Below are 23,762 nucleotides of genomic sequence, written 5' to 3'. Positions count from 1 at the left end.
TGTATCGCTCGCAGGTGGCGCCTAACATTGCGTTCAAGCCGAAATTGCATCGCTACGCCAACCACATGGCAGAGAAAGCTTGCCATGTGTCCGGCTACGCGCTGCAATTCGGCTTAACTTGAGTGTTAGGCCGCACATCGATCAACATGACTACTCGCTTTCCGTTCAAGCCAAAGAGTACCGCTCATCTTCGGCCAGGCGATTTCTGGGCAATTCCGATTTCTGGCGATCGCTATGGTTGCGGCCGCGTTATAGCTTTGCGCCAGCCCGGCCAGACGGGAGCTAGATCATTGCTTATCGTAGGCCTCATGAATTGGATCGGTAAAACGCCACCACGAGCCGACGACCTACGCGGTCTAAAAACTGTTGAACAAGCCCAGATTCATCTACGTTCCGTCCTCGAGACAGGCGGGGTCATTCTCGGTAATCGCCCTCTTGAGGCAGACAAAATAGAACCAGACTATTTTTTATCCGAATCACCTGGAAAGAACTGTCTGCTTATGAAAGGTTATGAGTTCCTACGCAACGCAACTCCGGAAGAGCAAGTCACTTTGCAAGGCTTCCCAACATGGGGCTATGTCATCATCCAACATCGCGCGCAGGCGTTGGCTGACAGTGCGGCCTAACAGTTCATTCAAGCCGATTCCGCTTCGCAGCGCGGCTTAACTCAGGTGTTAGACCTCTCCAGGCATTTATGCAAGACGCTCTCAGGCTATCCAACTACCTGCATGCTCGCCCCGCGCCGAAAGGCGTCGATGTCCTGTGCAAACTCCAGCACTTTGCAATCATCACCTACGCGTTTGATCCAGCTCGCTTCGCTGGGGTCATGCCAGATCGTTTCAAGTTGGACACCGTGCTCTTGGACGGAGAAGAGCGGGCCTTGGTTTCGGTTGTGCCATTCGTAGATGTTGACTTCACATCTGCTGTTTATCCGTTCCCAAAATTTCGCATGGGGCAGACAAACTACCGTATCTACATCGTTGATACGAGCACCGGTGAGAAATGCGTTTGGTTCATTGGAACAACGCTGGATTCTTGGACCAGGCTTATTCCTTACGGCCTCTGGAACCTGCCTTGGTACTCCGGACAGGTTCGGTTTTACTGCCAACAAGATAGTGCTGGCTCGTATCTGCGCTACGCAATGGAAACGAAAGCGAAATGGGCACCCGCGAGTGTTGAACTCATTGGCAGACCGGACCCAGAGCTGTCCTTGCCGGGCTTCCCGGACGTGGAGACAGGACTGGTTTACTTGACTCATCCGCTACGTGGCTTCTATCACCGCCGTGATGGGAAGCTGGGCACCTATCATGTCTGGCACAAGCAACTTGCCGTTACACAAGCTAGCTTAGTCAGTGCAAACTTTGGCCTGTTGGATCGTCTTGGACTTGTGTCTCTCGCTGAGCAGCAAGATCCTCACAGTGTTCTCCTCGAACCTATCAACGAGTTCACAATCTACCTTCCCCCAAGAATTGTCAGGCCAGAGGTCTAACAGTTCATTCAAGCCGACACCGCTTCGCGGCGCGGCTTAATTCAGCAACTGTCTTGAAGCGTTCCGCTCACGCCAGTGCCATGGCCTCGTTCCGCAGCTCGTCGCGCCGCATTGACGATCCCAAGCAGCTTGCACATGCACGCCACCAACGCCCCCTTGCCCAACTTTCCGCGCGTTCTCAGCCGCTGGCAATGCGCCCTCATCATTGGGTCCCAGCGCACCGCTGAGAGCGTGGCCATGTACAGCGCAACGCGGACCGGAGCATGACCGCCACGGATCCGTCGTTTGCCTTGGCCCTGTCCGCTGTCCCGGTTCATCGGCGCCACGCCGGTGAGCTTGGCGATCTGCCTGCGCTCGAGGTGGCCGAGCTCGGGCAGCAGCGCGAGGACGGTGGCCTGGAACAAGGGCCCCAGGCCCTTGCTAGAACGCAGCACGCGTGGCGTGTTCGTTGATCAAAGCCTTCATCGCCTTCTCGATCGCGGCCAGCTCCCGGACCAGGGCGGCAATGGTCCGCGCCGCCAGCTTGCGGACCGAGGCAGGCGCCATGGTCGTCTGCTGCTTCTGCGCTTGCAGCATGGCACCCACCCACGGCCCGATCCAGGCTGGCCTTGCACACGTCGATCCCTGCTGCCGTCATCCCGATTCTCCGTTACAGTCGAGTGGTCGAGAGCATCGCGCCCGAGGCCCACGCTTATCGGTTCGAGGGCAACCTCGAGCAACTGTTCGGGCGCAGGGCGCGAGATCCGGCTTGCGGCCCCTGCTGAATTACGGTGGTCTGACACCGAGGCGTTATCGGGCGCGCACGCCGGGCTCTCGGCTCTTAGGCTAGGGGGAAGTCAAGCCTAAGGCGTTAGGCCGCCCTGGAGGGCTGCGGGACTGTCTCGATTCGCATCAAAAAGTGAATGCTTGGACCGCGCTGTTTCCGCCATTGCTGCTGCGGCAGGGGCGTGTGGCGCCGTCTTGCTGCTCATCTTCGCTGACCCAGCCGGAAGAGCAACAGTTGGCACCGAGGTCGCTTCATTGCAAGTTGTCTGGATAGAGCGAGCCAAAGCTCCAGACATAGAAGGCGAACCTCCTGTTGCATCGCGAGTTTTGGATCGGGAGATTAAGCCTGAAGTGCGAGTTCGGAGCGCTCAAGAATCGAAAGCGCAAGGCGACGTAGAGGCCCACGTGACCGGTGCGTCAATGGGCCAAGGCCAGCTCAATCTCTCCCTGCCGACGGCCTCCATCGAGTTTCGCCAGGGACTGCTCGAGAGGCCGGAAAGAATGGTTAGGGAACCCTTGCTTCAAGTTACTTTCCAAGACCGATCACTCGGTGGCACCCTGCAGAGAATGTCGCGCCGCAGGATATGCGCAGAGTTGAATAGCGCCGTGGTGAGTCAATCGACGAGCCACGAGGCAATCGCGAGCTCAATGGCACGCCACAAGTGCAAAATCTAGCTTCCCTATGCTGTCAAACGGTGGCCCAACAATGCGTTCAAGCCGGTTCCCACCCGACGCAGTACGGCTACAACGTTGCTTGCCTGGAGAGTGTCAGTCCGCTCGCCATTCCGTACGTCCCAATCGAGGACGGCATCAACCATCCCTCGGATCGGGGCGAGTCTTAGGCTGCTGATGATGAATCTTCGCAATATTGCAATCTCCATCTGTGCGCTGATGGTGCTTTGTGCGCCAGGCCTGTCTCATGGGCAGGCCACGGGGCCTGCCATGGGCGCCTTCAATCTCCATTTCACAGACGATCTCGTTCGCAAGTGTGCTGCGAGCTACCCCGCAACCGCGGCAGGCATTACCGGGTCATTTGAGAGCATGAAGCGCAGAAACAGCTCTTATCTGTCAGCCAGCGACTGGGATGACATCAGGCGCAAGAACAGGGAAGTTGCACTGGCTCAGCCCGAGCGAAATGAATATATCAACGAAATCGTGACCGACCGGAGCTGTGCGCTTGTGCTCGAGCAGCTTTCAGTCGGCGGTGAACTTGACCGACACATTGCCCGGCATTTTCCAAAGATCTACGGACCCTGAGGCGCGGCCTGTGGCTCGCGGGCCACAGCCATCTCCATGGACGTGGATCACTGCCCGGTCGGTCAGCCTGCCGATGCGCGTGCCGGATTCGGCATTGCCGCCCCCAGCCTGTCCTTCCGGTCGCAGCTGCCTGTCAGGTTTTCCCCGCAGCCCTCGTCTGTAGTCGATAACTTGGGCTGTGACGGGGATGGATATGGAAATGGCAGGCATGCGGGGCGAGATGTTCGATTCCGGGCAGGAAGAGCTGCGGTGGACCCGGGTTGGCGCGTGGTGTGCGGCGGGTTGGCGGATCTATCGTGAGGCGCCCGTGCGGATCTTGTTGCTGGCGTTGTCTCCGATCGTCTTTGAGGCGCTTGTCCAGTTGACTCCTTGGGCCGGCATTGTGCTGTCGAAGCTGTTGACGCCGGCGGTATCCGCATGGGTGCTGGTCATGCTGGACTGCAAGCTGCGCCGCCACGGGTTTTCGCCGGGGATGACCGGCCGGCAGATCGTATTGCGCTGGCGCCAGGTCGCGGGGCTGGCGCTGGCGAGTCTGCTGGTGTTCTCCGTCCAGGTGGCGATGGCCGCGCTGATCGGGAGCCCGGCGCAGGCGGGCGCCCTGGCTGCGGGAGACATTGCCGGCATCGGGCTTTCGAAGGTGCAACTGGCCGGCGTCCTTGCGTCAGGGGCGGTTCCCATGCTGTTCCTGTTCTTTGTCGGACCGCGGATGATCCTCGACGGGCTGCGGCTGTGGTCTGCCGTGGTCGAGAACGCCCGCCTGCTCAAGCGGTGTTGGCAGCCGATGGTGTTCTACTCGCTGCTGATGGCCCTGATGCTTGCCGGGTTGACCTGGATGCCCTTGCTGCTGCTGGTATTCCTGCCTGCGGGCCTGTGCATCGGGTATGCGGCGTATCGGGACGTTTTCGACCGCGTGCAGGGAGCCTGAGCGTTGACGTCGACCCCTGATATCGATGTCGCACTGCGCGACCACGGGGCGATGCTGTTCCGCATCGCATCCGGATACACGCGGACAGGCGCTGCCCGCGATGACCTGGTGCAGGACATGTCGGTCGCGCTGTGGAAGGCGCTGCCGGCATACCGCGGCGATGGTCCTTTGAAGGCCTTCGTCGCCCGCATCGCGCAGTTCACCGCGCTCGATCACGTGAGGCGCCGGGCCAGCCGGATGGATGCCGCCAGCCTCGACGAAGATCTGGAATCGACCGCCATGCGCCCGGACCAATATGCCGGAGGCGTGCAGGATCGCAACCGCCTGCTTGAGGCGGTGCGTGGCTTGCCCGGCGGCCAGCGGGAGTGCGTGCTGCTTGTGCTGGAAGGGTTCGGCAACCGCGAAATCGCCGGGATCCTGGGCGTGGCCGACAACACCGTGGACCAGCGGCTGAGCCGGGCGCGGCAGCAATTGCGAGGCATCCTTGGAGCCGACAATGAACAATGACGACTGGGTTGATCTTGCCGCGCAGTGGAATGCGGCGGACGCGCCTGATCCCGCTGTACTGCGGGCGCGCCTGCGGCGATACCGGTGGCGGAACCGGCTCGGGCTGATGGGCGAGTTGCTGGGTGCACTGGTGGCGCTGGTGCTGTCGGCATGGGCGTGGACGCGGCAGCCCGAGTTGCGACCATGGCTGCTCGTGGCCAGTTCGGTGGTGGTGGCCTGGCAGGTGGCATACCTGCTGATCCGCCAGCGCTATCGCCTGTTCGGCCTGCCCGCCGGCGGGCTCGTGGGCATGATCGACGCGGAGATGCGGCGTGCGAAATTCGTGATGGCAACGCTGTGGTGCGGTCTCGCCGGCGGCGTGCTGCTGGTCCCGCTGGCGTTCCTGACGCTTCCGGCCATCCATCACCCGCGCCTGGTCACCGGACTCCTGATTGCCGGCGCAGCCTACGTTCCCTACGCGGTGCTCAGGACCTGGCAGCTGACCCGTCGGGTGGGGAGCCTGCGGGTGGAGCGCGACCGGCTTTCGGAATGACCCGCTGCGGTCGGCGTGCGGCGGGCGTGGCCCCATGTCGGGCCACGCCCGCCATCCTGGCTCAGAACCTGAGTCCCAGGCGCGCGTAGAAGAACCGCCCCGGAAGGTCATAGGTCGCCGCGTCATAGCCGTTGAGCGAGCAGCTCAGGCAGATCGGCGGGTCCTCGCCGGTCAGGTTGTTCACGCCCAGGGTCACGCGCAGGCCGCGCATCCAGGCATCGCTGTTCCAGGACGCCTGCAGGTCGTGATAGGTGGTCGCGTCCAGGTGGTTGATGTCGTTGGCGCTGTCGTCGCAGATCGCAAAGCCGTTGGCGCCGCCGCAGGACTCGCGCAGGTCGTCGATGTGGCGCACGTTCCAGGCGACCGCCCAGGGCCCCTTGCTCCACTGCGTGGACACGTTGCCGGTCCACTCGGGGATGGCGCTGTTGTTCACTTCGATGCCGGGCGCGCGCGGCTCGGCCTGTCCGGACTCGTTCACCAGTTCGTACTCGCCGACCAGCGTCGCCTTGGCATCGAAGCGCAGCTGGCCCCATCCCCGCTGGGGCAGCAGCCAGCCCAGGCTCAGGTCCCAGCCGTCGGTGCGGATGGTGCCGAGGTTGTCGAGGATGTCGTCGAAGCGGACGATCTGGCCGCGCTCGCTGCGGTCGTAGGACGCGCACGAGAACGGATCGCTTTCAAACACGCAGCGGTTGAGGATGACCTGCGCGTCCGGCGCCTGGATGGCGTCTTCGATGGTGTGCTTGTAGAAGGTGAGGCCCAGGTCCATGCGCTCCGACCAGGACGTGCCGGCCGCGAACGAGGGGCTCCAGACGGCGCCCAGGTTCAGGCTGCGGCTGGTCTCGGGCTGCAGGTCGGCGTTGCCCGAGGTCACCACCGAGATCTGCGGGTTGGTCTGCACGTAGTCGGCCGGCACGCCCTGCGCCACGCACTCGGGGCGCACGGCGTTGGCGGCGCCGGAGCAGGGATCGACCAGGGTGGCGTCGAAGCGCGACAGCGTGCCGTACAGCTCGCCGATCGACGGCGCGCGGAAGCCCTGCGCGAACGAGCCGCGGAGCACGAACTCCTCCGCCAGCTGCCAGCGCAAGCCCAGCTTGCCGGTGCTTTCGCCGCCGAAGGTGGAATAGTCGGAGTAGCGGCCGGCGATGCTCATGTCGAGCGCGCTGCCGCGTTCGGGGTTGGCCATCAGCGGCACGGCCAGTTCGAGGTAGACCTCGTTGACGTCGTAGTCGCCCGCGGTCGGGCCGGACGGCACGCCGTTGTATTCGCCGGCCACGGTGATCGGGTCGGGCTGGTAGCGGCCTTCGTACTTGCGGTACTCGTAGCCGGCGGCGAATCCCAGCGAACCGGCCGGGAGTTCGGCCAGCGACCCGGTGAGGTTGGCAGAGGCCAGGGTGAGGCTGTTCTCGCTTTCGTCGCGCACCACCGGCTGGATGAAGCCGAGCATCTCCGGCGTGATCGTGCCCACGCCACCGAACACGTTCAGCGGCACGCAGCCGTCGATCCCGGCACAGGCCGCGGGGTCGCCCAGGGCTTCGTTGATGCGGCGCAGGTTGTAGCTGCCGAAGTTGGCCTGCTCGGCGCTGCTCTCGCTGCGCACGACGTTGATGTCCCAGTCCCAGGGGCGCTCGCGCACGCTGAAAGTGCCGTCAAGGCCGGCGGCCACGTACCAGGTCTCCACGTCCTGCTCGTAGCGCCGCGGCCCGCCTTCCACCGGGCGGCGGCCCAGCAGGAACAGGTTGGCGTCATCGCCCACGGTGGTGAGGTCGAAGCCGAAGGGGTTGTAGGGGTTGAGCGCCGAGATCACCAGGCTGCTTTCGCCCCAGTGGTTGTAGATGCCGGCGTCGGTGCCGAGGAAGAACGGCTCCGGCGCGGCCTGGTTCGCCGACTGGCGCTCGTTGTACAGCGCGCGCACGTAGCCGCCGAGATTGTCGTTGAAGGCGAAGCGCACCTGGCCGAACACGGTCTTGCGCTCCGACGGCGTCAGCAGCAGGTTGTAGGGCGCGAAGTTGAAGCGGTCGGCGGTGGCGAAGCAGTGGAAGTCGTCGCTGCGCACGCAGTCCTGGCCGGGCGCGAACGTCGGATCGGTGGCGCCGGTGTCGGGGGTGATGTCGTGCACCAGGCCGGTGTTCGGATCCATGAAGACGAAGCGACCCTGCGGCGTGGCGGAGCTGCCGTTGGACAGGCCGGTGCCGGGCACCGGGATGCTGGCCGGGCCGTACTCCAGCGACGACACCTCTTCCTGCTTGAAGTACGACGCGCCGGCGAACCACTGCACGCGGTCGCTGCCGCCGCCGTAGCCCATGTCGACGCCCCAGGTGTCGCCACCAAGGTCGTCATAGGTGCCGTAGTGCAGCTCGATGTCGCCGCCCTGCACGTTGCGGCGGGTGATGATGTTGACCACGCCGGCGATGGCGTCGGAGCCGTAGATCGACGAGGCGCCGTCTTCCAGCACCTCGATGCGGTCCACCAGCGACAGCGGGATGGTATTGAGGTCGACCGCCGAGCCCACGCCGGAGCCGGAGGATTCATTGACCCAGCGGATGCCGTCCACCAGCACCAGCACGCGCTTGGGGCCGAGGTGGCGCAGGTCGACCGTGGCCGCGCCCGCGCCAACGCCGCCGCCATCGGGCGGGAAGCCGAAGTTGCCGCTGGAGTTGAATTTGGTGTTGAGCGCCGCGCCGCTGGCGGTCAGGTTCTGGACGACGTCGGCGACCGACTTGAAGCCGCTGCGGTCGATGTCCTCGCGGCTGAGCACCTGCACCGGAACGTGGGTTTCCAGCGCGGACTGCTTGATGCGCGAGCCGGTGACGGTGACCGAATCAAGCGTGATGGCGTCGGGCGCGTCCTGCGCAACAGCGGCGAGGGGGAACGAAAAGGGCAGCGCAGCGCAGACGGCGACTGCGAGAAGGCGACGCGGGGGCATGGCCATGGAGCTCTCCTGGTGGCTGTACGCCGTCCCGTTGCCCCCGTGCCGTCGGCAGCCCACTTGTAAACAGAATGTAAAACGCCGGCAAGCCCCCGGGTTTACCCAGGGTGCTCAGCCCTGCAGCACCACCAGGCTCAGCCCCACCGCCACCAGGAACACGGCGAACACCCGGCGCAGCGTCGGACCGCTGATCGCGTGCGCCAGCCGCGTGCCCCAGGGCGCGGCCAGCACCGAGGTCACCGCGACGCCGATCGCGGCCGGCAGGTAGATGTAGCCGACCGCACCGGCGGGCAGGCCGCCCGGCGGGGCGTTGAAGGCGTAGCCGAGGGCGCTGCCGATCGCGATCGCCACGCCGCAGGCCGATGAGGTGCCGACCGCGCGCACCGGGCGCACGCCGCGCCACACCAGCAGGGGCACGGTCATGCTGCCGCCACCGATGCCGACCACCGCCGACAGCGCGCCGATGCCGGTGCCGGCCGCGGTCATCGGCAGGCCGGTGGGGACCACGTCGCGGCCGCTGTCGGCGCGCGCGCCGCCGAACGCCATCTGCGCGCCGGCAAGCAGGCAGTACCCGGCCACGATCCAGCGCAGCACGATGCCGTCCAGGCCCACGGCGACCTGGCTGCCGAGCACGCCGCCGACCGCCAGCCCCGGCATCATCCAGGCCACCGTGGGCCAGAGCACGCTGCCGCGCCGGTGGTGCGACCACGCCGAGGACAGTGCGGTAAATACGATGCTGGCCATCGAGGTCGCGAGCGCGGCGTGCATCGCCATGTCCACCGGCACGCCCTGCAGCGGCAGCAGCCAGGCCAGCGCCGCCACCAGCACCAGGCCGCCGCCGATGCCGAGCAGGCCGGCCAGCACGCCGGCCAGGATGCCGAGCAGCGGGAACATCCAGAACCCTTCGATCACATCGACTCCTTCAGCATGGGCGCCCGGTCCATTCGATATAGTCCCCGCATGCTGCAAGGAACGATCGCCATCCTACTGTCCGCGGCGTTTGCGCTGTCGGCTCCGGTCGCAGTGCAGGCGCAGGCGCTGCCCGACGACGACCTCGCACGGCGCGCGCTCACCGCCGCCGAGATCGGCCAGCCGGTCCCGCCGCTGCGCGCCGATCATCCGCTGCAGGGCTGGATCGGCTACGCGCGGCTGCGCCGAGACCTCCCCAAGCTGACGCCCGCGCAGGCGCTGGATTTCCTGGATCGCCACCGCGGCCAGGCCGTGGCCGACACGTTCCGGGCGGCGTGGCTGGGCGAGCTGGCGCGGCGCAAGGCCTGGGGTCCGTTCCGCGCGGCCTGGGTGCCGGACACGGGTTCGGCGGCGCTTGCCTGCAGCGAACTTGAGGCGCGGCTGCGCACCGGTGCAGCCGATGCCGCATGGACGACCGAAGTGCAGCAGCTGTGGCGCGGTGCCGGGCGTTCGCAGCCCGATGCCTGCGACCCGGTCTTCGACGCCCTGGCCGAACGCGGCGGCATGGACGACGGCCTGCGCTGGGCGCGCATCGAGGCCGCGATCGCCGAGGGCCAGCCCGGCGTGGTGCGCGCCGCCGCGCGCGGCCTGCCCGCCGACGCGCGCCAGCACGCGGAGGCCTACGCGGCCTATCTTGGCCGAGCCGATGCAAGCGCGGCGGCTTGGCCGAAGAACGCGCGCAGCCGCCTGGCCGCCTCGCACGGCCTGGCCACGCTGGCACGCTCCAATCCCGACGCCGCCGAGGCACTGCTGCCGCAGGTGGCGCAGGCGCTGCAGTTCACCGACGCCGACCGCAACCGCGTGCTGTACCAGGTCGCGCTGTGGACGGTGGCGTCCTACCACGACGGCGGCGCACGGCGCCTGGCGGCGGTGCCTGAAGCCGCCTATGACGCGCGCCTGCACGAATGGCGGGTGCGCGAAGCACTGTCACGCTCCGACTGGCCGGCGGCGCTTGCGGCGATCAGGCGCATGGGCGACGCGCAGCGCAGCGACTCGCGCTGGACCTACTTCGCCGCGCGCCTGCACGAGCTCACCGGCGACCGTGCCGGCGCACGGCCGCTGTATGCCGCGGCGGCGCGCGATGCCGACTTCCACGGCTTCCTTGCCGCCGACCGCATCGACCAGCCGTACGCGCTGTGCCCGCTCGAACACGGTGGCACTGCGGCCGAGAAGGCGGCCGTCGCCGCCGACCCGGCGATGCAGCGGTCGATGGCGCTGTTCCGCATCAATCGCGCCGCATGGGCGACGCGGGAGTGGCGCGATGCGCTGTCGCGCTTCAGCGATCGCCAGCGGCAGATGGCGGTGGAGATCGCACAGGCCAACGGCTGGTTCGACCGCGGCGTGTTCGGCCTGGTCAACGCCGGCGGCGAGCGCAAGCCCGACGAGCTGCGGCTGTATACGCTGCGCTTCCCGCTGCACCACGACCAGCTGATCCGCGGCGAGAGCGCGCGCAACCAGCTCGATCCGGCCTGGGTCGCGGCCGAGATCCGCGCCGAGAGCGTGTTCAATCCGCGTGCGCGCTCACCGGCCAATGCCCGCGGGCTGATGCAGGTGCTGCCCGAGACCGGCGCCGGCGTCGCGCGCCGGCTGGGCATGCCGTGGTCGGGCGCGGAGTCGCTGTTCGATCCCGCCACCAACGTCCGCATCGGCACCGCCTACCTGCGCGAGATGAAGGACAAATACACCCTGCCCTACGTCGCCATCGCCGCCTACAACGCCGGCCCCACGCCGACCGCACGCTGGCAGGCCGACCGTCCGGGCATGGACGCCGACTTCTGGATCGAAACCCTCACCTACAAGGAAACCCGCGACTACGTGGCGCGCGTGCTCGCCTTCAGCGTGATCTACGACTGGCGCCTGGACGGCAACGCGGTGCCGGTAAGCGACCGCATGCACGGCCGCAGCGGCGCAGTGCGCAAAGCGTTCGCGTGCCCCGCTGCTGTTGTGGGAGCGGCTACAGCCGCGATCCGGTCATCGGGGGAGTAGCCGGCATGGAGACGTTTCTCGTTGGCGGGGCGGTTCGGGACCGGCTGCTGGGACTGCCGGCGGGCGACAGGGATTTCGTGGTGGTCGGGAGTACGCCGGAGGCGATGCTGGAGGCTGGCTTCAAGCCCGTCGGCCGCGACTTCCCCGTGTTCCTGCACCCCGACACCGGCGAGGAGCACGCGCTGGCACGCACCGAGCGCAAGTCGGCGCGCGGGCACCGCGGCTTCGTGGTGGATGCGCATCCATCGGTGACGCTGGAGGACGACCTGGGCCGCCGCGATTTCACCATCAACGCCATCGCCGAGCGCGACGACGGCAGCCTGACCGACCCGTACAACGGTGCGCACGACCTCCAGATCCGCGTGCTGCGCCACGTCAGCCCCGCCTTCGCCGAGGACCCGCTGCGCGTGCTGCGCGCGGCGCGGTTCATGGCGCGCTTCGCGGCGCTGGGATTCAGCGTGGCCGACGAGACCCAGGCGCTGATGCGCGACATGGTCGCCGGCGGCGAGCTCGCCGAGCTGGTACCCGAGCGCGTCTGGCAGGAGCTGGTGCGCGCGCTGCGGTCGCCCAAGCCATCGGCCTTCCTGCGCACCCTGCGCGACTGCGGCGCACTGGCCGTGGTCTTGCCCGAAGTCGATGCGCTCTACGGCGTGCCGCAGCGCGCGGAGTACCACCCCGAGATCGACACCGGCGTGCACATCGAGCTGGTGTGCGACATGGCCGCGCAGCTGGCGCCGGGCGATGACGAGGTCGGCTTCGCGGCGCTGGTGCACGACCTCGGCAAGGCGCTGACCCCGGCCGACGAGCTGCCCAGGCACATCCAGCACGAGCAGCGCGGCGTGGCCCCGGTGCGCGCGCTGTGCGAGCGGCTGCGGGTGCCGGCGGCGCATCGCGACCTCGGCGTGATCACCTGTCGCGAGCACCTCAACGTGCACCGCCTGGCCGAGCTGCGCGACCAGACCGTGCATGACCTGCTTGCGCGCTGCGACGGCTTCCGCAAGCCGGACCGCATCCGCCGCCTGGCCACCACCTGCGAGGCCGACAAGCGCGGCCGCGCGGGCCTCGCCGACCTGCCCTATCCGCAGGCGGGGGAACTGGTGCGCCTGCGCGACGCCGCCGCCGCGGTGACCGGCGCCAACATCGTCGACCAGGAACTTGAAGGCCCCGCCTTCGGTGCCGCGCTGCGCGAAGCGCGCATCGCGGCGATCGCCGCCGCGCGCACGCTGCGCAAGGGCGACGTCAGCCCCGGGCGCGGGACAGCAGGCGCGCCTCCAGCCTGAGCAGCAGGTCGCGCATCGGCGTCAGCCGCGTGGCCAGGCCGGCGATCACGCCCAGGGTGTTGGCCAGTGCGTCCCAGCGGTCGGGCATGCGGGTGCCGGTCAGCGCGCCCTGCCCGTGCTCCAGGCCGATGCCCAGCAGCACCAGGCCCAGGCCCGCTCCCAGCAGCGCCGGCCAGCGCGCAAACAGCTGCACCGCGCTTGCGGCCAGCGCGAAGTAGGCGATGAAGTGATGCAGCTTGTCGCTGCCCGGCGCGTCCGGCAGGTCGGGCGCGGGCATCAGCGAAAACACCACCACCACGGCGATCGCCAGGCACCACAGCGCGCACCATGCCCAAGGGTGGCGGAGCGCCTTGAGCGAGCGCCCCACGCGCGGCCGGTTCACAAACGGAAGCTCAGGTCGCCGGCCAGGAACGCGGCCTCGAACGGCACGCCGCGCTCGAAGCCCATGGCCTGGAAGCGCTCGCCCATCGCCGTGGGCAGGGTGAGCTGCTGCACCTGGCGGCGCAGTGCGTAGCGCGCGGTCTCGTTCGCGGCGGCTTCTTCCTGCGCCGCCAGCCGCTGCTCCAGGCCGTTGCCGATCAGGAACATGGCCTGGCTGCTGTAGCCGGCGAAGTCGAAGCCGGCGCCGGTACCGGCCTCGGCCAGCGCGGTGAAGTCCACCGATGCGGTGATGTCCTGCAGGCCCACGCGCGCGAACACATCGTCGACCACATGATGGCGATGGAAGGCGCGCAGGGTGCCGCGATCGCGGGTGGCCGCGTAGTACTCGCGGCGCGGATAGCCGTAGTCGATGAACAGCATCGCGCCGGCCTCCATCGGGCCCATCACCGCCTGGATCCAGTACGGCAGCTGCGGCAGCAGCTCGGAACGGTAGCCTTCGGGGAAGGCGCCCTCGTCGCGCTCGCGCTCGACGTGGCGCACGGCCGCGCCCATCAGCGCATCGGCGGGCACTTCGACGATGGCGAAGCCGCCGTCGGCGGCCACCGACACGCCCTCCTCCATGACCTCGCCGCCGCGGATCACGAAGCGCGGGGTGGGCAGCGCGTCGATCACCTCGTTGGCGAACAGCACGCCCTGCCAGGGCTGGTCGAAGGGCCGGTCGAGCCATTCCACGCGCGCGTTCAGCGCCTCGGGCAGCCGCGCGCGCAGCCGCTCGCGCTGGCGTTCGCGCAGGTCGGCGCTGGGTTCGAGGATGGCGTAGCGCGCCGGCAGCGCATCCAGCGTCGCCAGGTGCCTGAGCGCGCCCTCGGCGAAGGCGCCGCTGCCGCCGCCAATCTCGAGGAAGCTGCTGTCCGCGCCCAGCTGGCGCAGCGGCGGCGCAAGCGCTTCGACCACGCATTCGGCGAACAGGCTGCCGAGCTCCGGCGCGGTGACGAAATCGCCGGCGCGGCCGAACTTGGTGCTGCCGGCGCTGTAATAGCCCAGGCCCGGCGCATACAGCGCCAGCTCCATGAAGCGGGAGAACGGGATCGCGCCGCCGGCATCGGCGATCACGGCGTGGATGAGGCCGCGCAGGCGCTCGCTGTGCGCCTGCGCGTCGGGATCAAGCGGGGGAAGGGGCATTGGGGATTCCGGTGCGTAACGCGCGACAGGATACGGAAACGCGCGCCGCGGGACGTTATGGTGTCGTGTCATGAGTACGCAGCCAGCCATGCCGGGAGGCCATCCCGTTGCGCTTGTCACCGGCGCCGCGCGCCGCCTGGGCGCCGCCATCGCGCGCCGCCTGCACGCCGAGGGCTACGACCTGGTGCTGCATTACCGCGACTCCGCCGCCGCGGCCATTGCGCTGGCGGCAGAGCTTGAGTCCGCGCGCGCCGGCAGCGTGCTGCCGCTGCAGGCCGAGCTTGCCGAGTTCGACCGGCTGCCGGAGCTGGTGGCGCGCAGCGTGGGCCGCTTCGGCCGGCTGGATGCCCTGGTCAACAACGCCTCGGCGTTCGCCCCCGCCACCTTCGGCAGCATCCATCCCGCTCACTGGGACGCGATGATGGCGGTCAACGCACGCGCGCCGTTCTTCCTCGCCCAGGCGGCGGCGCCGCACCTGCGCGCGGCGGGCGGCGCAATCGTCAATATCTCCGACGTCTATGCGCGCGCGCCGCGCGCCGACCTCGCCGCCTACGTTGCCAGCAAGGGCGCGCTGGAAGCGGCGACCCGCGCGCTGGCCGTCGCGATGGCGCCGGAAGTGCGGGTGAATGCGGTGGCGCCCGGCGCGATCCTGTGGCCGGACGAAGGCATCGATCCCGAGCTGCAGGAGCGGCTCTTGGCGATGACCCCGCTGGGCCGCACCGGCACCCCGGAAGAGATCGCCGGCGCGGTGCTGTGGCTGCTGCGCGACGCCGGCTATACGACAGGCAGCGTGCTGGCAGTGGACGGCGGGCGCGGGCCGTAGCCGGACGAACGCGCGACACCGACTGGCATGCGCGTCCGTCGGGCCGGAGCCTGCAAGCGCAGACTCTTGCGACGTTGGCTTCAGCGCTTCGGCGCGAACGCCGTGGCGATGCCGGTGCCGCGGAACGCCTCCGGCACCTCATGCGAAATCGCATAGCGGTACAGCACCGCCGAGTAGATGCCGGTCAGCGCAGCCTGATACACGCCCAGCAGCAGCACGCCCACCAGGCACACCGCGCCGACCACCACCGCCAGCGCCATAGACGCCTGCGCGGCCAGCACCACCAGCAGCACCGAGACCAGCACCGCGCCGCCGCTCAGCAGGCCGAACGCGGCGCCGATGCCGACCTGGCCGACCGCGTTCTCGCCCCAGGTGCGCTTGAGCAGGGTGACGCTCTGCTTCAGCGCATCGATCGGGCCGACGTCGCGGCTGACCAGCACCGGCACCACCAGGAAAGTGGCCAGCGTCCAGGCGAGCCCCAGGCCGCTGCCGACCAGGCGCACGATGAAATTGTTGTCCTTCGCCTTCATCGACTGCAGCAGCACGCCGACGGTGGCGGCGATCGCGGCGTAGCCGAAGATCGCGCCCAGGCGCGAGCGCGCCGCGGCGAAGCCATCGGCCAGCGTCGGGTCGCCGCCGTCCAGGCGGATCATCGCCGCGCCCACCAGCGCGCAGTTGAAGAAGATCATCACGCTGTAGGTGCAGAAGTAGAAGGCGAAGCCAAGCAGGACGCCGCCAACGCTGAGGCCGCTGCTGAACAGGCGCAGGGCAAGCGTGGGCAGCGCGAAGCTCGCCAGCACCAGCAGCGTGGCCAGCCCGGACAGCACCGGAAACAGCATCAGCTCGCGATCCGAGCGCAGTACCGCCGCGCTTGCCTTCACCATTTCCCAGCTGCGCGAGAACTTCTCGAACATGGCCTCTCCCTCCGTCTGCGTGCTGCGCCCCGAAACCGCCGATTGGCCGCTTCGTCCAACGCATGTCCCCATGACGGCGCCAGCGCGCGGAGTGTGACCGACCGGGTACGTGCCGGGTCAGTACCGGCTGTCAGCAGCGATCACGCGGGAACATCGTTCTGCACCGGCAACGCGACCTCCTGCATCAGCACGCCGCGCTCGTCCGACCCTGCCCACAGCTCGGCCAGCGTGCGCCCGCTGCTCGGCTCGATCACCTCGGGCGCGATCTCCGCCAGCGGCCGCAGCACGAAGGCGTGGCGCAGCTCCCCGCGCGGCAGGCGCAGATTGCCCGGGCCGCTGCAGACCAGGTCATCGAACAGCACGACGTCGATGTCCAGCGTGCGGTCGCCGAAGCGCGGGCCGCTGCGGTCGCGGCCGTGGGCGTCTTCAAGCGCGTGCAGCCAGTCGTTCAAGGCATGCACATCGAGGTCGCTGTCGATGACGGCGGCGGCGTTGACGAAGTCCGCCCCCTCGAAACCCACCGCCGGCGTGCGGTAGGCGGCCGATGCGAGGATGTCGCCGAAGCGCGCGCGCAGCGCCGCGAAAGCGATCGCGACGTGGCGTTCGGGATCGACGTTGCTGCCGAGGCTGAGGCAGGCGATGGGCATGGGCCGCACTCCGTGGGGGCGCTCATGATCGCGCACCGGGCGGCCCGCGCGCGAGCGCCGGGCACACCCGGCGGCGCACGCGACACGGCTTTGCGATCGGGTCGGTTGCGTCCCTCAGTCGGCGGCGGCGACCGGCCCGTCCTCGCGGCGCAGGCGCACCTCTACCGGTGCATCGCTGTGCGCCTGGAACACGCGCAGCCCGAACTCGGGAAGGATCGCCAGCAGGTGGTCGAAGATGTCGCCCTGCACGCCCTCGTAGGCCGCCCAGGCGGTGTCGTTGGTGAAGCAGTAGACCTCCAGCGGCAGGCCGGCCTGGGTGGGATCGAGCTGGCGCACCAGCAGGGTCAGGTCCTGGTGGATGCCCGGGTGGCTGCGAAGGTACTGCAGCACATAGGCGCGGAAGGTGCCGAGGTTGGTGACGCGACGCCGGTTGACCGCCTCGCTGCCGCGCTCGCCCAGGGTGTGGTTCCACGCCTCCAGCTCGCTCGACTTGCCACCAAGATAGTCGTCGAGCAGGCGGAAGCGCCGCAGCCCGGCGATCTCGTCGGCGTCGAGGAAGCGCGTGCTGTGCTGGTCCAGGTAGATCGCGCGCTTGATGCGGCGGCCGCCAGCTTCGGTCATGCCGCGCCAGTTCTTGAACGAGTCCGAGATCAGCTTGCGCGTGGGCACCGTGGTGATGGTCTTGTCCCAGTTCTGCACGGTGACCGTGTGCAGGGCGATGTCGATCACGTCGCCGTCGGCGTTCTGGCTGGGCATCTCGATCCAGTCGCCGATGCGCACCCGGCCGTCGCCGCTGATCTGCAGGCTGGCCGCGAACGACAGGATGGTGTCCTGGAAGATCAGCATCAGCACCGCGCTCGCCGCGCCCAGGCCGGTCAGCACGTGCACCAGGTCCACGCCGGCCAGCAGCGCGACCGAGGCCAGCGCCGCCATCACCAAGGCGATGATCTTCGCGACCTGCAGGTAGCCCTTGATCGGCTTGTTGCGCGCGTCGGGGCGGCGCTCGTAAACCTCGTTGGCGCCGTCGAGCGCGTGGCCGAAGGCCAGCGCCACGGTAAAGATCACGAACACCCGGCACAGGCCGGTGATGAAAGCCACGAGCCCCGGCGACAGGTCCGGCACCAGCGCGATGCCGCTGCCGATCACCAGCGCCGGCACCACGTTGGCCAGGCGCGAGACCACGCGCATGCGGCTGATCGAGCCGTTTCCGGCGTGCCCGGCGAGTGCCGCGACGCGCATGAGCACCTGGCGCAGGCCGCGCAGCAGGATCCGCTTCGTCACCAGGTTGGCCAGCCACGCCACCAGCAGCAGCGCCGTCAGGACCAGCAGGGAATAGGCCCAGGGATACGGCGCCAGCGTCTCGCGCAGGGCTTCAAGTCGAAATTGCATGGAATCTCCAGAGTGGGCGGATCAGCCGGCCCGGCGGCGCTCGATGACCACGCCGACCGCGCGCGCACCGCGCACGGCGCCGGGCTTGCCGAGCTTCAATCGTAGCGAATCGACGTTGAACTCCTGCAACACGATCTCCGCGCAGCGCTCGGCCAGCGTCTCCACCAGGCCGAAATCCGACTGCGAGACGTACTCGACCAGGCGCTGGCTGACCGCCTTGTAGTTCAGGGTGTCGGCGATGTCGTCGGTGGCCGCGGGCACGCGGTTGTCGAAGCGCATCTCGAGATCGAACACCAGCGTCTGGCGAATGCGCCGCTCCCAGTCGTAGATGCCGATCAGGGCCTCGATCTCGAGGCCTTCGATGAAGACGTGGTCCATGGCGCGCGGTCCGGGCGGCGGGCCAGCTTAACGCGGTGGCGCGCTGGCCCCGGTTGCGTCGGGAGCGAACAGCGTCGCCGGCACCGAAGTGACCTCGGGCAGCGTGGCCATGTCCCAGCGCGCCGTGACGTGCACCGCGTCGGTCGCGCGCTGCCCGGCTTCCAGGCGCAGCGCGCCGGCGAAGGCGATCATCGCGCCGTTGTCTGTGCACAGTTCGGGCCGCGGGAAGCAGGCGCGGCCGCCGCGCTTCGCGGCCATCGCCTGCAGGCGCGCGCGCAGGCGCCGGTTGGCGCCGACGCCACCGGCCACCACCAGGGTGTCGCAACCGGCCGCGTCCAGCGCGCGCTCGCACTTGATGGCCAGGGTGTCGACCACTGCATCCTCGAAGGCGCGGGCGATGTCGGCACGGGTGGCGTCGGACTGGTCGCTCGCGCGCCAGGCCAGCATCACCTGGGTCTTCAGGCCGCTGAAGCTGAAATCCAGGCCCGGGCGATTGGTCATCGGCCGCGGGAACGCATACCGGCCGGGCGTGCCGGTTTCGGCCAGCGCCGCCAGCTGCGGCCCACCCGGATACGGCAGGCCCATGAGCTTGGCAGTCTTGTCGAAGGCCTCGCCGGCGGCGTCGTCCAGCGTCTCGCCGAGCAGGCGGTAGCGGCCGATGGCCTCCACCGCCACCAGCTGGGTGTGGCCGCCGGAGACCAGCAGGGCCACGAAGGGCGGCTGGGGCGGATCGGCCTCCATCAGCGGGGCCAGCAGGTGGCCTTCCATGTGGTGCACCGCCACGGCCGGCAGCTCCAGCGCCCAGGCCAGCGAGCGCGCCACCCCGGCGCCGACCAGCAGGGCGCCGACCAGGCCCGGACCGGCGGTGTAGGCCACCCCCTCGAGGTCGCCCACGCCCAGCCCGGCTTCGGCCAGGGTCTGGCGGACCAGGGGCAGCAGCTTGCGGACGTGGTCGCGGCTGGCCAGCTCGGGCACCACGCCGCCGTACTCGGCGTGCAGGGCGATCTGGCTGTAGACCGCGTGGGCGCGCAACCCGGCCGCGCCGGTGCGGCCGGTGTCGTACACGGCGACGCCGGTTTCATCGCAGCTGGTTTCGATTCCGAGGACGATCATGGGGTTCGGGCGGGTGGGTCTGTGGGGTGGGTCGGGGAGCGAATGGCGCGGGTTGGGTTCCACGGGGGGCGGTCGCCGCCATAGCGGCTCCTACAACATCCGCCGGCCCCGCAGGAGCAGCCCTGGCTGCGGCCCGGACCGGCACATTTGCGCCGCGTGGGAGACGGGGCTATCATACGCGGCTCGCCGGGGGGAAACCGGCGCACCCCGAACCCAGAGATTCCCAATGCCCAGCGTCAAAGTCCGCGAAAACGAGCCCTTCGAGTTTGCCCTCCGCCGCTTCAAGCGCACCTGCGAAAAGGCCGGCGTGCTGGCCGAGACCCGCAAGCGCGAGTACTACGAAAAGCCGACGCAGGAGCGCAAGCGCAAGGCCGCGGCCGCGGTGAAGCGCCAGGTCCGCCGCACCTCGCGCGACGTCACCAAGCGCCAGCGCATGTACTGATCCGGCCTGCCGGCGCGTCCTGCGCCGCGGTCGTGATCCATCCCTGAAGCCGGCACGCGCAAGCGTCGCCGGCTTCTTGTGTTGATGCAAACGGAGAACCAACGATGAGCCTCAAGCAGCGCCTCACCGAAGACATGAAGGCCGCCATGAAAAGCGGCGACAAGGCCAGCCTGGGCGTGATCCGCCTGGTCAACGCCGCGATCAAGCAGCGCGAGGTCGACGAACGCGTCGAGCTCGACGACGCCCAGGTGCTGGCCGCCATGGAAAAGATGGTCAAGCAGCGCAAGGACTCGGTCAGCCAGTTCGAGGCCGCGGACCGCGAGGACCTCGCCGCCATCGAGCGCGCCGAGATCGAGGTCATCCAGCGCTACCTGCCCGAGAAGATGGGCGAAGCCGAAGTCCAGGCCGCCATCGACGCCGCCATCGCCGAGACCGGCGCCAGCGGCCCGGCCGACATGGGCAAGCTGATGGGCGTGCTGAAGCCGAAGCTTGCCGGCCAGGCCGACATGGGCCAGGTGTCGGCGCTGGTCAAGAAGTCCCTCGCCGGCTGATTCGTAGACCTCTTGCAGGACCTGCCACTGGCCCCTAGTGGCGCAGCTGCCCCTAGTGGCGCAGCTACTCGGCTCTTGTGGGGGGCCTCCACCAGGCTCTTGTGGGAGCGGCTACAGCCGCGATCGGGCTTGCGGGATACCGGATCGCGGCTATAGCCGCTCCCACAGAACCATTTGAATGCACCGCCACGGCACGTGCACAGCACCGGCCGCATCCTGCGCGCCATGGCTGAACTCATCACCGGGCGCCTGAAAGCAGGCTTCGAACGCCTGCAGCAGTCGCTCCCGTATGCGATCGCGCAGCGCTTCGTCGAAGTCGACATCCTGACCCATGCCGCCTCGCTGACCTTCTTCGCGCTGCTGTCGCTGGCGCCGCTGCTGGTGCTGCTGCTGTGGCTGACGGCCTCGCTCTACCCCGCCGCCCAGGACGCGCTTCTGGAACAGGTGCAGGTGATCGCCGGGACGGGCGCGGGCGAAGTCGCCAACACCGTGCTGCGGAATGCCCGCGCCGAGCCGGACATCGGCTCGCTGGCGGGGCTGTGGAGCACCGGGCTGCTGTTCTTCGGCGCCACCGCCGTGTTCGCGCGCCTGCAGGGCACGCTCAACCTGGTGTTCCACACCTCCGGCGACAAGGTCCGCGGCGGGCTGCGGGCCTGGCTGCGCAAGCGCGTGTTCTCCTTCGGCGTGGTGCTGGCGCTGGGCTTCCTGCTGCTGGTCTCGGCGGCGCTGACCACGGCACTCGAGGTGATGTTCGGCGGCTCGCCGACGCTGCCGGTGCTCGGCAACCTGGCGGCGCTGGTGCTGTATGCGCTGGCGTTCGCGCTGATGTACCACTACCTGCCCGACCGCCGCGTGCGATGGCGCCAGGCGCTGCTGGGCGGCCTGCTGACCGCGCTGCTGTTCGTGCTCGGCCGCTGGGCCATCGGCCTGTACATCGCCGAGGCCGCCCCCGGCAGCGCCTATGGTTCGATGGGCACCCTGGTGGTGCTGCTGGTGTGGCTGTACTACGCGGCGGTGGTGTTTTTCGTGGGCGCGATGATCACCGCCGTGATCGATGAGCGCTGGCGGCTCAGCGACGTGCGCCAGCGGCTTGAAGCGCGCGCGGCGCGGCGGGGATTGGCCTCGGATGCCGGTGACCGGGGCGACGCGTCGTCCTCCCGATTGCAGGAGCCGAAATAGCGGCTACCGCGTTGTGGAGCCGCTATCGGGGCAGACGCGGGCTGGGCGCGGCAGCAGGCGGCTACGTGTGCGTGTGCATGCGATCATGGCGGCAGCCATGGCACGCCTTTCCGACGCGTTTATCGACGACCTTCTCGCCCGCACGGATATCGTCGAGGTGATCGCCGCGCGCGTGCCGCTGAAACGCCAGGGCCGCGAGTATTCGGCGCGCTGCCCGTTCCACGACGAGCGCTCGCCCTCGTTCACGGTGTCGCCGAACAAGCAGTTCTACCACTGCTTCGGCTGCGGGGCGCACGGCACCGCGATTTCGTTCCTGATGAACTTCGACCGGCTCGAGTTCCTTGACGCGATCGACGAGCTGGCCAAGCGCGCCGGCATCGAAGTCCCGCGCGAAACGCGCCAGGTCAACGAAAACCCGGACACCCGCGACATGTACACGGTGCTCGAGGAAGCGGCCCGCTTCTATCGCGGCGCCCTGATGTCCGGGAGCGAGGCCCAGGACTATCTCGACGCCCGCGGCGTGGACGCGGCCATCCGCGAGCAGTTCGGCATCGGCTATGCGCCGGGCGGCTTCTCCGCGCTCAAGGACGCGCTCGGCACCGACCCGCGCCGGGTGTCGCTGCTCGAGCGCACTGGCATGCTGTCGAAGAACGACCGCGGCCACGTCTACGACAAGTTCCGCGAGCGGGTGATGTTCCCGATCCACGACCGCCGCGGCCGCGCGATCGCCTTTGGCGGCCGCGTGCTGAAGGCCGAGGATTCGCCCAAATACCTCAACTCGCCCGAGACGCCGCTGTTCCACAAGGGCCGCGAACTCTACGGCCTGTGGCAGGTGCGCCAGGCCAACCAGAAGATCGAGCGCCTGGTCGTGGTCGAGGGCTATATGGACGTGGTGGCGCTGTTCCAGCACGGCATCACCCAGGCGGTGGCCACCTTGGGTACCGCGACCACGCCCGACCACGCCGAGCTGCTGTTCCGCAACGCGCCCGACGTCTATTTCTGCTTCGACGGCGACGCCGCCGGGCGGCGCGCGGCGGTCCGTGCGATGGAGTCGGTGCTGCCGCGGATGAAAGACGGTCGCCAGGCCTTCTTCCTGTTCCTGCCCGACGGCGAGGATCCCGACACCATCGTGCGCAACGAAGGCGCCGCCGGCTTCGACGCGCGCCTGGCCCAGGCCACGCCGCTGTCGCAGTTCCTGTTCGACAGCCTGGCCGAAGACGGCATCAACCTGGCGACGCTGGACGGCAAGGCGCGGCTGGCCGAGCGCGCCAAGCCGATGCTGGCGCAGCTGCCGGACGGCGCCTTCGCCGACCTGATGCAGCAGCGGCTCACCGAGCTCACCGGCGTGGGCGCGCGCGCGGCTGCATCGAACGTGCATGTCCCGGCCGCACGCGCCCGCCGCGCCCCTGCCGGCAATACGCCACGGCGGAGCATGGTCCGCGGCGCGATCACCCTGCTGCTGCAGCGCCCCCAGCTGGCGCTGGAGCTGCAGCCACCGTATCGCTTCGTGGCCCTGCGCCAGCCGGGCATCGAACTGCTGACCGAGCTGGTGGCCATCGTCAGCGCACGCCCGGACATCGGCACCGGCACCCTGCTCGGCCACTTCGAAGGCCGCGAGGAGGCCGGCGCGCTGCAGAAGCTGGCCAGCCTGGACCTGCCCGGCGACGAAGCCGGCTGGCGCCTGGAGTTCCTCGACGCCATCGCCCAGCTCGACCGCCAGACCCTGAGCCAGCGCGTTGACGAACTGCTCGCCAAGCAGCGCGAGGAGGGCCTGGACGCGGCCGACAAGGCCGAACTGCGCGAACTGCTGCAGGCCCGGAGCGTCTGAATCCCGGCAGCCCCGCCTGCACGGGCCCAGGCCCGGCCCTTGGCCTGCCGGTGGCCTCCACGCCACCCCGCAACCGCGATCGCCGCTATAGCGGCTCCCACAAAAGCACAGCCGACTTTTTGTGCCCCCTTCACCTGCTGGAGCGGCCACAGCCCCGATCCCCGATTCCCCACCTGTGGGAGCAACTGTCTTTGATTAGTCCAAGGCTGGCTGCCAGGATTTGCCGTCCCTGAGCATGGCGTTGAGCTGTCCCAGGAAGGCGCGCATGCAGGCAACCAAGGCCACCTTGGCGCATTTCC

The 23,762-nt window shown here is 68.7% G+C and carries 24 protein-coding genes and 2 pseudogenes; 14 read left to right on the top strand and 12 right to left on the bottom strand.

Going from position 1 to position 23,762, the window contains the following annotated elements; all coding sequences use genetic code 11:
* Window positions 1-146 precede the first annotated feature (146 nt).
* Window positions 147-626: an Imm26 family immunity protein gene (locus tag WCD84_RS13395; RefSeq protein WP_343281688.1), complete on the top strand. Its 480-nt coding sequence runs from the start codon at window positions 147-149 to the stop codon at window positions 624-626.
* A 68-nt stretch (window positions 627-694) separates the two neighbouring features.
* Window positions 695-1,489, top strand: a complete 795-nt coding sequence (locus tag WCD84_RS13390; RefSeq protein ID WP_343281687.1) for a DUF2071 domain-containing protein — start codon at window positions 695-697, stop codon at window positions 1,487-1,489.
* A gap of 41 nt (window positions 1,490-1,530) precedes the next feature.
* Here the strand turns inward: WCD84_RS13390 and WCD84_RS13385 are convergent, their stop codons facing one another.
* Together WCD84_RS13385 and WCD84_RS13380 are read right to left on the bottom strand one after the other, a co-directional pair.
* Window positions 1,531-1,893 (bottom strand): transposase, encoded by a 363-nt coding sequence (locus WCD84_RS13385; RefSeq protein ID WP_343281686.1) that lies wholly within the window; start codon window positions 1,891-1,893, stop codon window positions 1,531-1,533.
* 16 nt (window positions 1,894-1,909) lie between these two features.
* On the bottom strand, window positions 1,910-2,065 hold the full coding sequence (locus WCD84_RS13380; RefSeq protein ID WP_343281685.1) for a hypothetical protein: 156 nt from the start codon (window positions 2,063-2,065) through the stop codon (window positions 1,910-1,912).
* A 911-nt stretch (window positions 2,066-2,976) separates the two neighbouring features.
* Between WCD84_RS13380 and WCD84_RS13375 the strand changes: the two are divergent.
* The 5 genes and pseudogenes from WCD84_RS13375 to WCD84_RS13355 all read left to right on the top strand — a co-directional run.
* Window positions 2,977-3,096: pseudogene (locus WCD84_RS13375) on the top strand (GFA family protein); the annotation flags it as partial.
* Window positions 3,097-3,103: 7 nt separating this feature from the next.
* Complete coding sequence (locus tag WCD84_RS13370; RefSeq protein ID WP_343281684.1) at window positions 3,104-3,511, top strand: hypothetical protein; 408 nt, start codon at window positions 3,104-3,106, stop codon at window positions 3,509-3,511.
* Between the two features lie 199 nt (window positions 3,512-3,710).
* On the top strand, window positions 3,711-4,436 hold the full coding sequence (locus WCD84_RS13365; RefSeq protein WP_343281683.1) for a hypothetical protein: 726 nt from the start codon (window positions 3,711-3,713) through the stop codon (window positions 4,434-4,436).
* 3 nt (window positions 4,437-4,439) lie between these two features.
* Window positions 4,440-4,943, top strand: coding sequence for an RNA polymerase sigma factor (locus tag WCD84_RS13360; protein WP_343281682.1), 504 nt, complete (start codon window positions 4,440-4,442; stop codon window positions 4,941-4,943).
* Window positions 4,933-5,475 (top strand): hypothetical protein, encoded by a 543-nt coding sequence (locus tag WCD84_RS13355; protein ID WP_343281681.1) that lies wholly within the window; start codon window positions 4,933-4,935, stop codon window positions 5,473-5,475. The genes WCD84_RS13360 and WCD84_RS13355 overlap by 11 nt, the downstream gene beginning before the upstream one ends.
* 61 nt (window positions 5,476-5,536) lie before the next feature.
* Here WCD84_RS13355 and WCD84_RS13350 read toward each other — a convergent pair whose 3' ends face one another.
* Both WCD84_RS13350 and WCD84_RS13345 read right to left on the bottom strand, forming a co-directional pair.
* Window positions 5,537-8,398, bottom strand: a complete 2,862-nt coding sequence (locus WCD84_RS13350; RefSeq protein ID WP_449280127.1) for a TonB-dependent receptor plug domain-containing protein — start codon at window positions 8,396-8,398, stop codon at window positions 5,537-5,539.
* Window positions 8,399-8,512: 114 nt separating this feature from the next.
* Window positions 8,513-9,313, bottom strand: coding sequence for a sulfite exporter TauE/SafE family protein (locus WCD84_RS13345; RefSeq protein WP_343281679.1), 801 nt, complete (start codon window positions 9,311-9,313; stop codon window positions 8,513-8,515).
* 48 nt (window positions 9,314-9,361) lie between these two features.
* Here WCD84_RS13345 and WCD84_RS13340 point away from each other — a divergent pair, with 48 nt between their 5' ends.
* Entirely contained in the window at window positions 9,362-11,356 is a 1,995-nt protein-coding gene (locus WCD84_RS13340) for a lytic transglycosylase domain-containing protein (protein WP_343281678.1), read from the top strand.
* A 5-nt stretch (window positions 11,357-11,361) separates the two neighbouring features.
* The gene (locus WCD84_RS13335) at window positions 11,362-12,636 is read left to right on the top strand and encodes a multifunctional CCA addition/repair protein (RefSeq protein ID WP_343281677.1); all 1,275 of its coding nucleotides are present in this window, start codon (window positions 11,362-11,364) and stop codon (window positions 12,634-12,636) included.
* Here the strand turns inward: WCD84_RS13335 and WCD84_RS13330 are convergent.
* Both WCD84_RS13330 and WCD84_RS13325 read right to left on the bottom strand, forming a co-directional pair.
* Window positions 12,596-13,018 (bottom strand): VanZ family protein, encoded by a 423-nt coding sequence (locus WCD84_RS13330; RefSeq protein WP_343281676.1) that lies wholly within the window; start codon window positions 13,016-13,018, stop codon window positions 12,596-12,598. The two genes, WCD84_RS13335 and WCD84_RS13330, sit on opposite strands and share 41 nt — an antisense overlap.
* Window positions 13,015-14,199, bottom strand: a complete 1,185-nt coding sequence (locus WCD84_RS13325; protein ID WP_343281675.1) for a class I SAM-dependent methyltransferase — start codon at window positions 14,197-14,199, stop codon at window positions 13,015-13,017. Before WCD84_RS13325 ends, WCD84_RS13330 begins: the two co-directional genes overlap by 4 nt.
* 70 nt (window positions 14,200-14,269) lie before the next feature.
* Here WCD84_RS13325 and WCD84_RS13320 point away from each other — a divergent pair, with 70 nt between their 5' ends.
* Window positions 14,270-15,022 carry a pteridine reductase gene (locus tag WCD84_RS13320; protein ID WP_343281674.1) on the top strand — a complete coding sequence of 251 codons (753 nt, stop codon included), beginning with the start codon at window positions 14,270-14,272 and terminating at the stop codon, window positions 15,020-15,022.
* A gap of 80 nt (window positions 15,023-15,102) precedes the next feature.
* On the opposite strand, the gene WCD84_RS13315 is transcribed toward WCD84_RS13320, so the two are convergent.
* The 5 genes from WCD84_RS13315 to tsaD all read right to left on the bottom strand — a co-directional run bounded on the left by WCD84_RS13315 (window position 15,103) and on the right by tsaD (window position 19,463).
* A complete protein-coding gene (locus WCD84_RS13315; protein ID WP_343281673.1) occupies window positions 15,103-15,936 on the bottom strand; it encodes a DUF6159 family protein in 834 nt (277 codons plus the stop codon).
* Window positions 15,937-16,076: 140 nt separating this feature from the next.
* Window positions 16,077-16,583, bottom strand: a complete 507-nt coding sequence (gene folK / locus WCD84_RS13310; RefSeq protein WP_343281672.1) for a 2-amino-4-hydroxy-6-hydroxymethyldihydropteridine diphosphokinase — start codon at window positions 16,581-16,583, stop codon at window positions 16,077-16,079.
* Window positions 16,584-16,697: 114 nt separating this feature from the next.
* Entirely contained in the window at window positions 16,698-17,972 is a 1,275-nt protein-coding gene (locus WCD84_RS13305) for a mechanosensitive ion channel family protein (protein ID WP_343281671.1), read from the bottom strand.
* A 21-nt stretch (window positions 17,973-17,993) separates the two neighbouring features.
* Window positions 17,994-18,350 (bottom strand): dihydroneopterin aldolase, encoded by a 357-nt coding sequence (folB, locus tag WCD84_RS13300; RefSeq protein WP_343254593.1) that lies wholly within the window; start codon window positions 18,348-18,350, stop codon window positions 17,994-17,996.
* 27 nt (window positions 18,351-18,377) lie between these two features.
* Complete coding sequence (gene tsaD / locus WCD84_RS13295; protein ID WP_343281670.1) at window positions 18,378-19,463, bottom strand: tRNA (adenosine(37)-N6)-threonylcarbamoyltransferase complex transferase subunit TsaD; 1,086 nt, start codon at window positions 19,461-19,463, stop codon at window positions 18,378-18,380.
* Window positions 19,464-19,689: 226 nt separating this feature from the next.
* On the opposite strand from tsaD, the gene rpsU reads away from it, so the two are divergent.
* The 4 genes from rpsU (at window position 19,690) to dnaG (ending at window position 23,463) form a co-directional block, all read left to right on the top strand.
* A complete protein-coding gene (gene rpsU, locus WCD84_RS13290) occupies window positions 19,690-19,905 on the top strand; it encodes a 30S ribosomal protein S21 (RefSeq protein ID WP_343254595.1) in 216 nt (71 codons plus the stop codon).
* Window positions 19,906-20,009: 104 nt separating this feature from the next.
* Window positions 20,010-20,456 carry a GatB/YqeY domain-containing protein gene (locus WCD84_RS13285; protein ID WP_343281669.1) on the top strand — a complete coding sequence of 149 codons (447 nt, stop codon included), beginning with the start codon at window positions 20,010-20,012 and terminating at the stop codon, window positions 20,454-20,456.
* Between the two features lie 225 nt (window positions 20,457-20,681).
* Window positions 20,682-21,635 (top strand): YihY/virulence factor BrkB family protein, encoded by a 954-nt coding sequence (locus tag WCD84_RS13280; protein WP_343281668.1) that lies wholly within the window; start codon window positions 20,682-20,684, stop codon window positions 21,633-21,635.
* 97 nt (window positions 21,636-21,732) lie between these two features.
* On the top strand, window positions 21,733-23,463 hold the full coding sequence (dnaG, locus tag WCD84_RS13275; RefSeq protein WP_343281667.1) for a DNA primase: 1,731 nt from the start codon (window positions 21,733-21,735) through the stop codon (window positions 23,461-23,463).
* A gap of 195 nt (window positions 23,464-23,658) precedes the next feature.
* Here dnaG and WCD84_RS13270 read toward each other — a convergent pair.
* Window positions 23,659-23,762 (bottom strand): annotated as a pseudogene (locus tag WCD84_RS13270) (IS110 family transposase); the annotation flags it as partial.

It is taken from the genome of Luteimonas changyuni, assembly GCF_039548395.1.
GTDB lineage: Bacteria > Pseudomonadota > Gammaproteobacteria > Xanthomonadales > Xanthomonadaceae > Luteimonas.
Note: the sequence above shows the minus strand (reverse complement) of the source record. Positions and strands in the feature narration are given on the sequence as shown.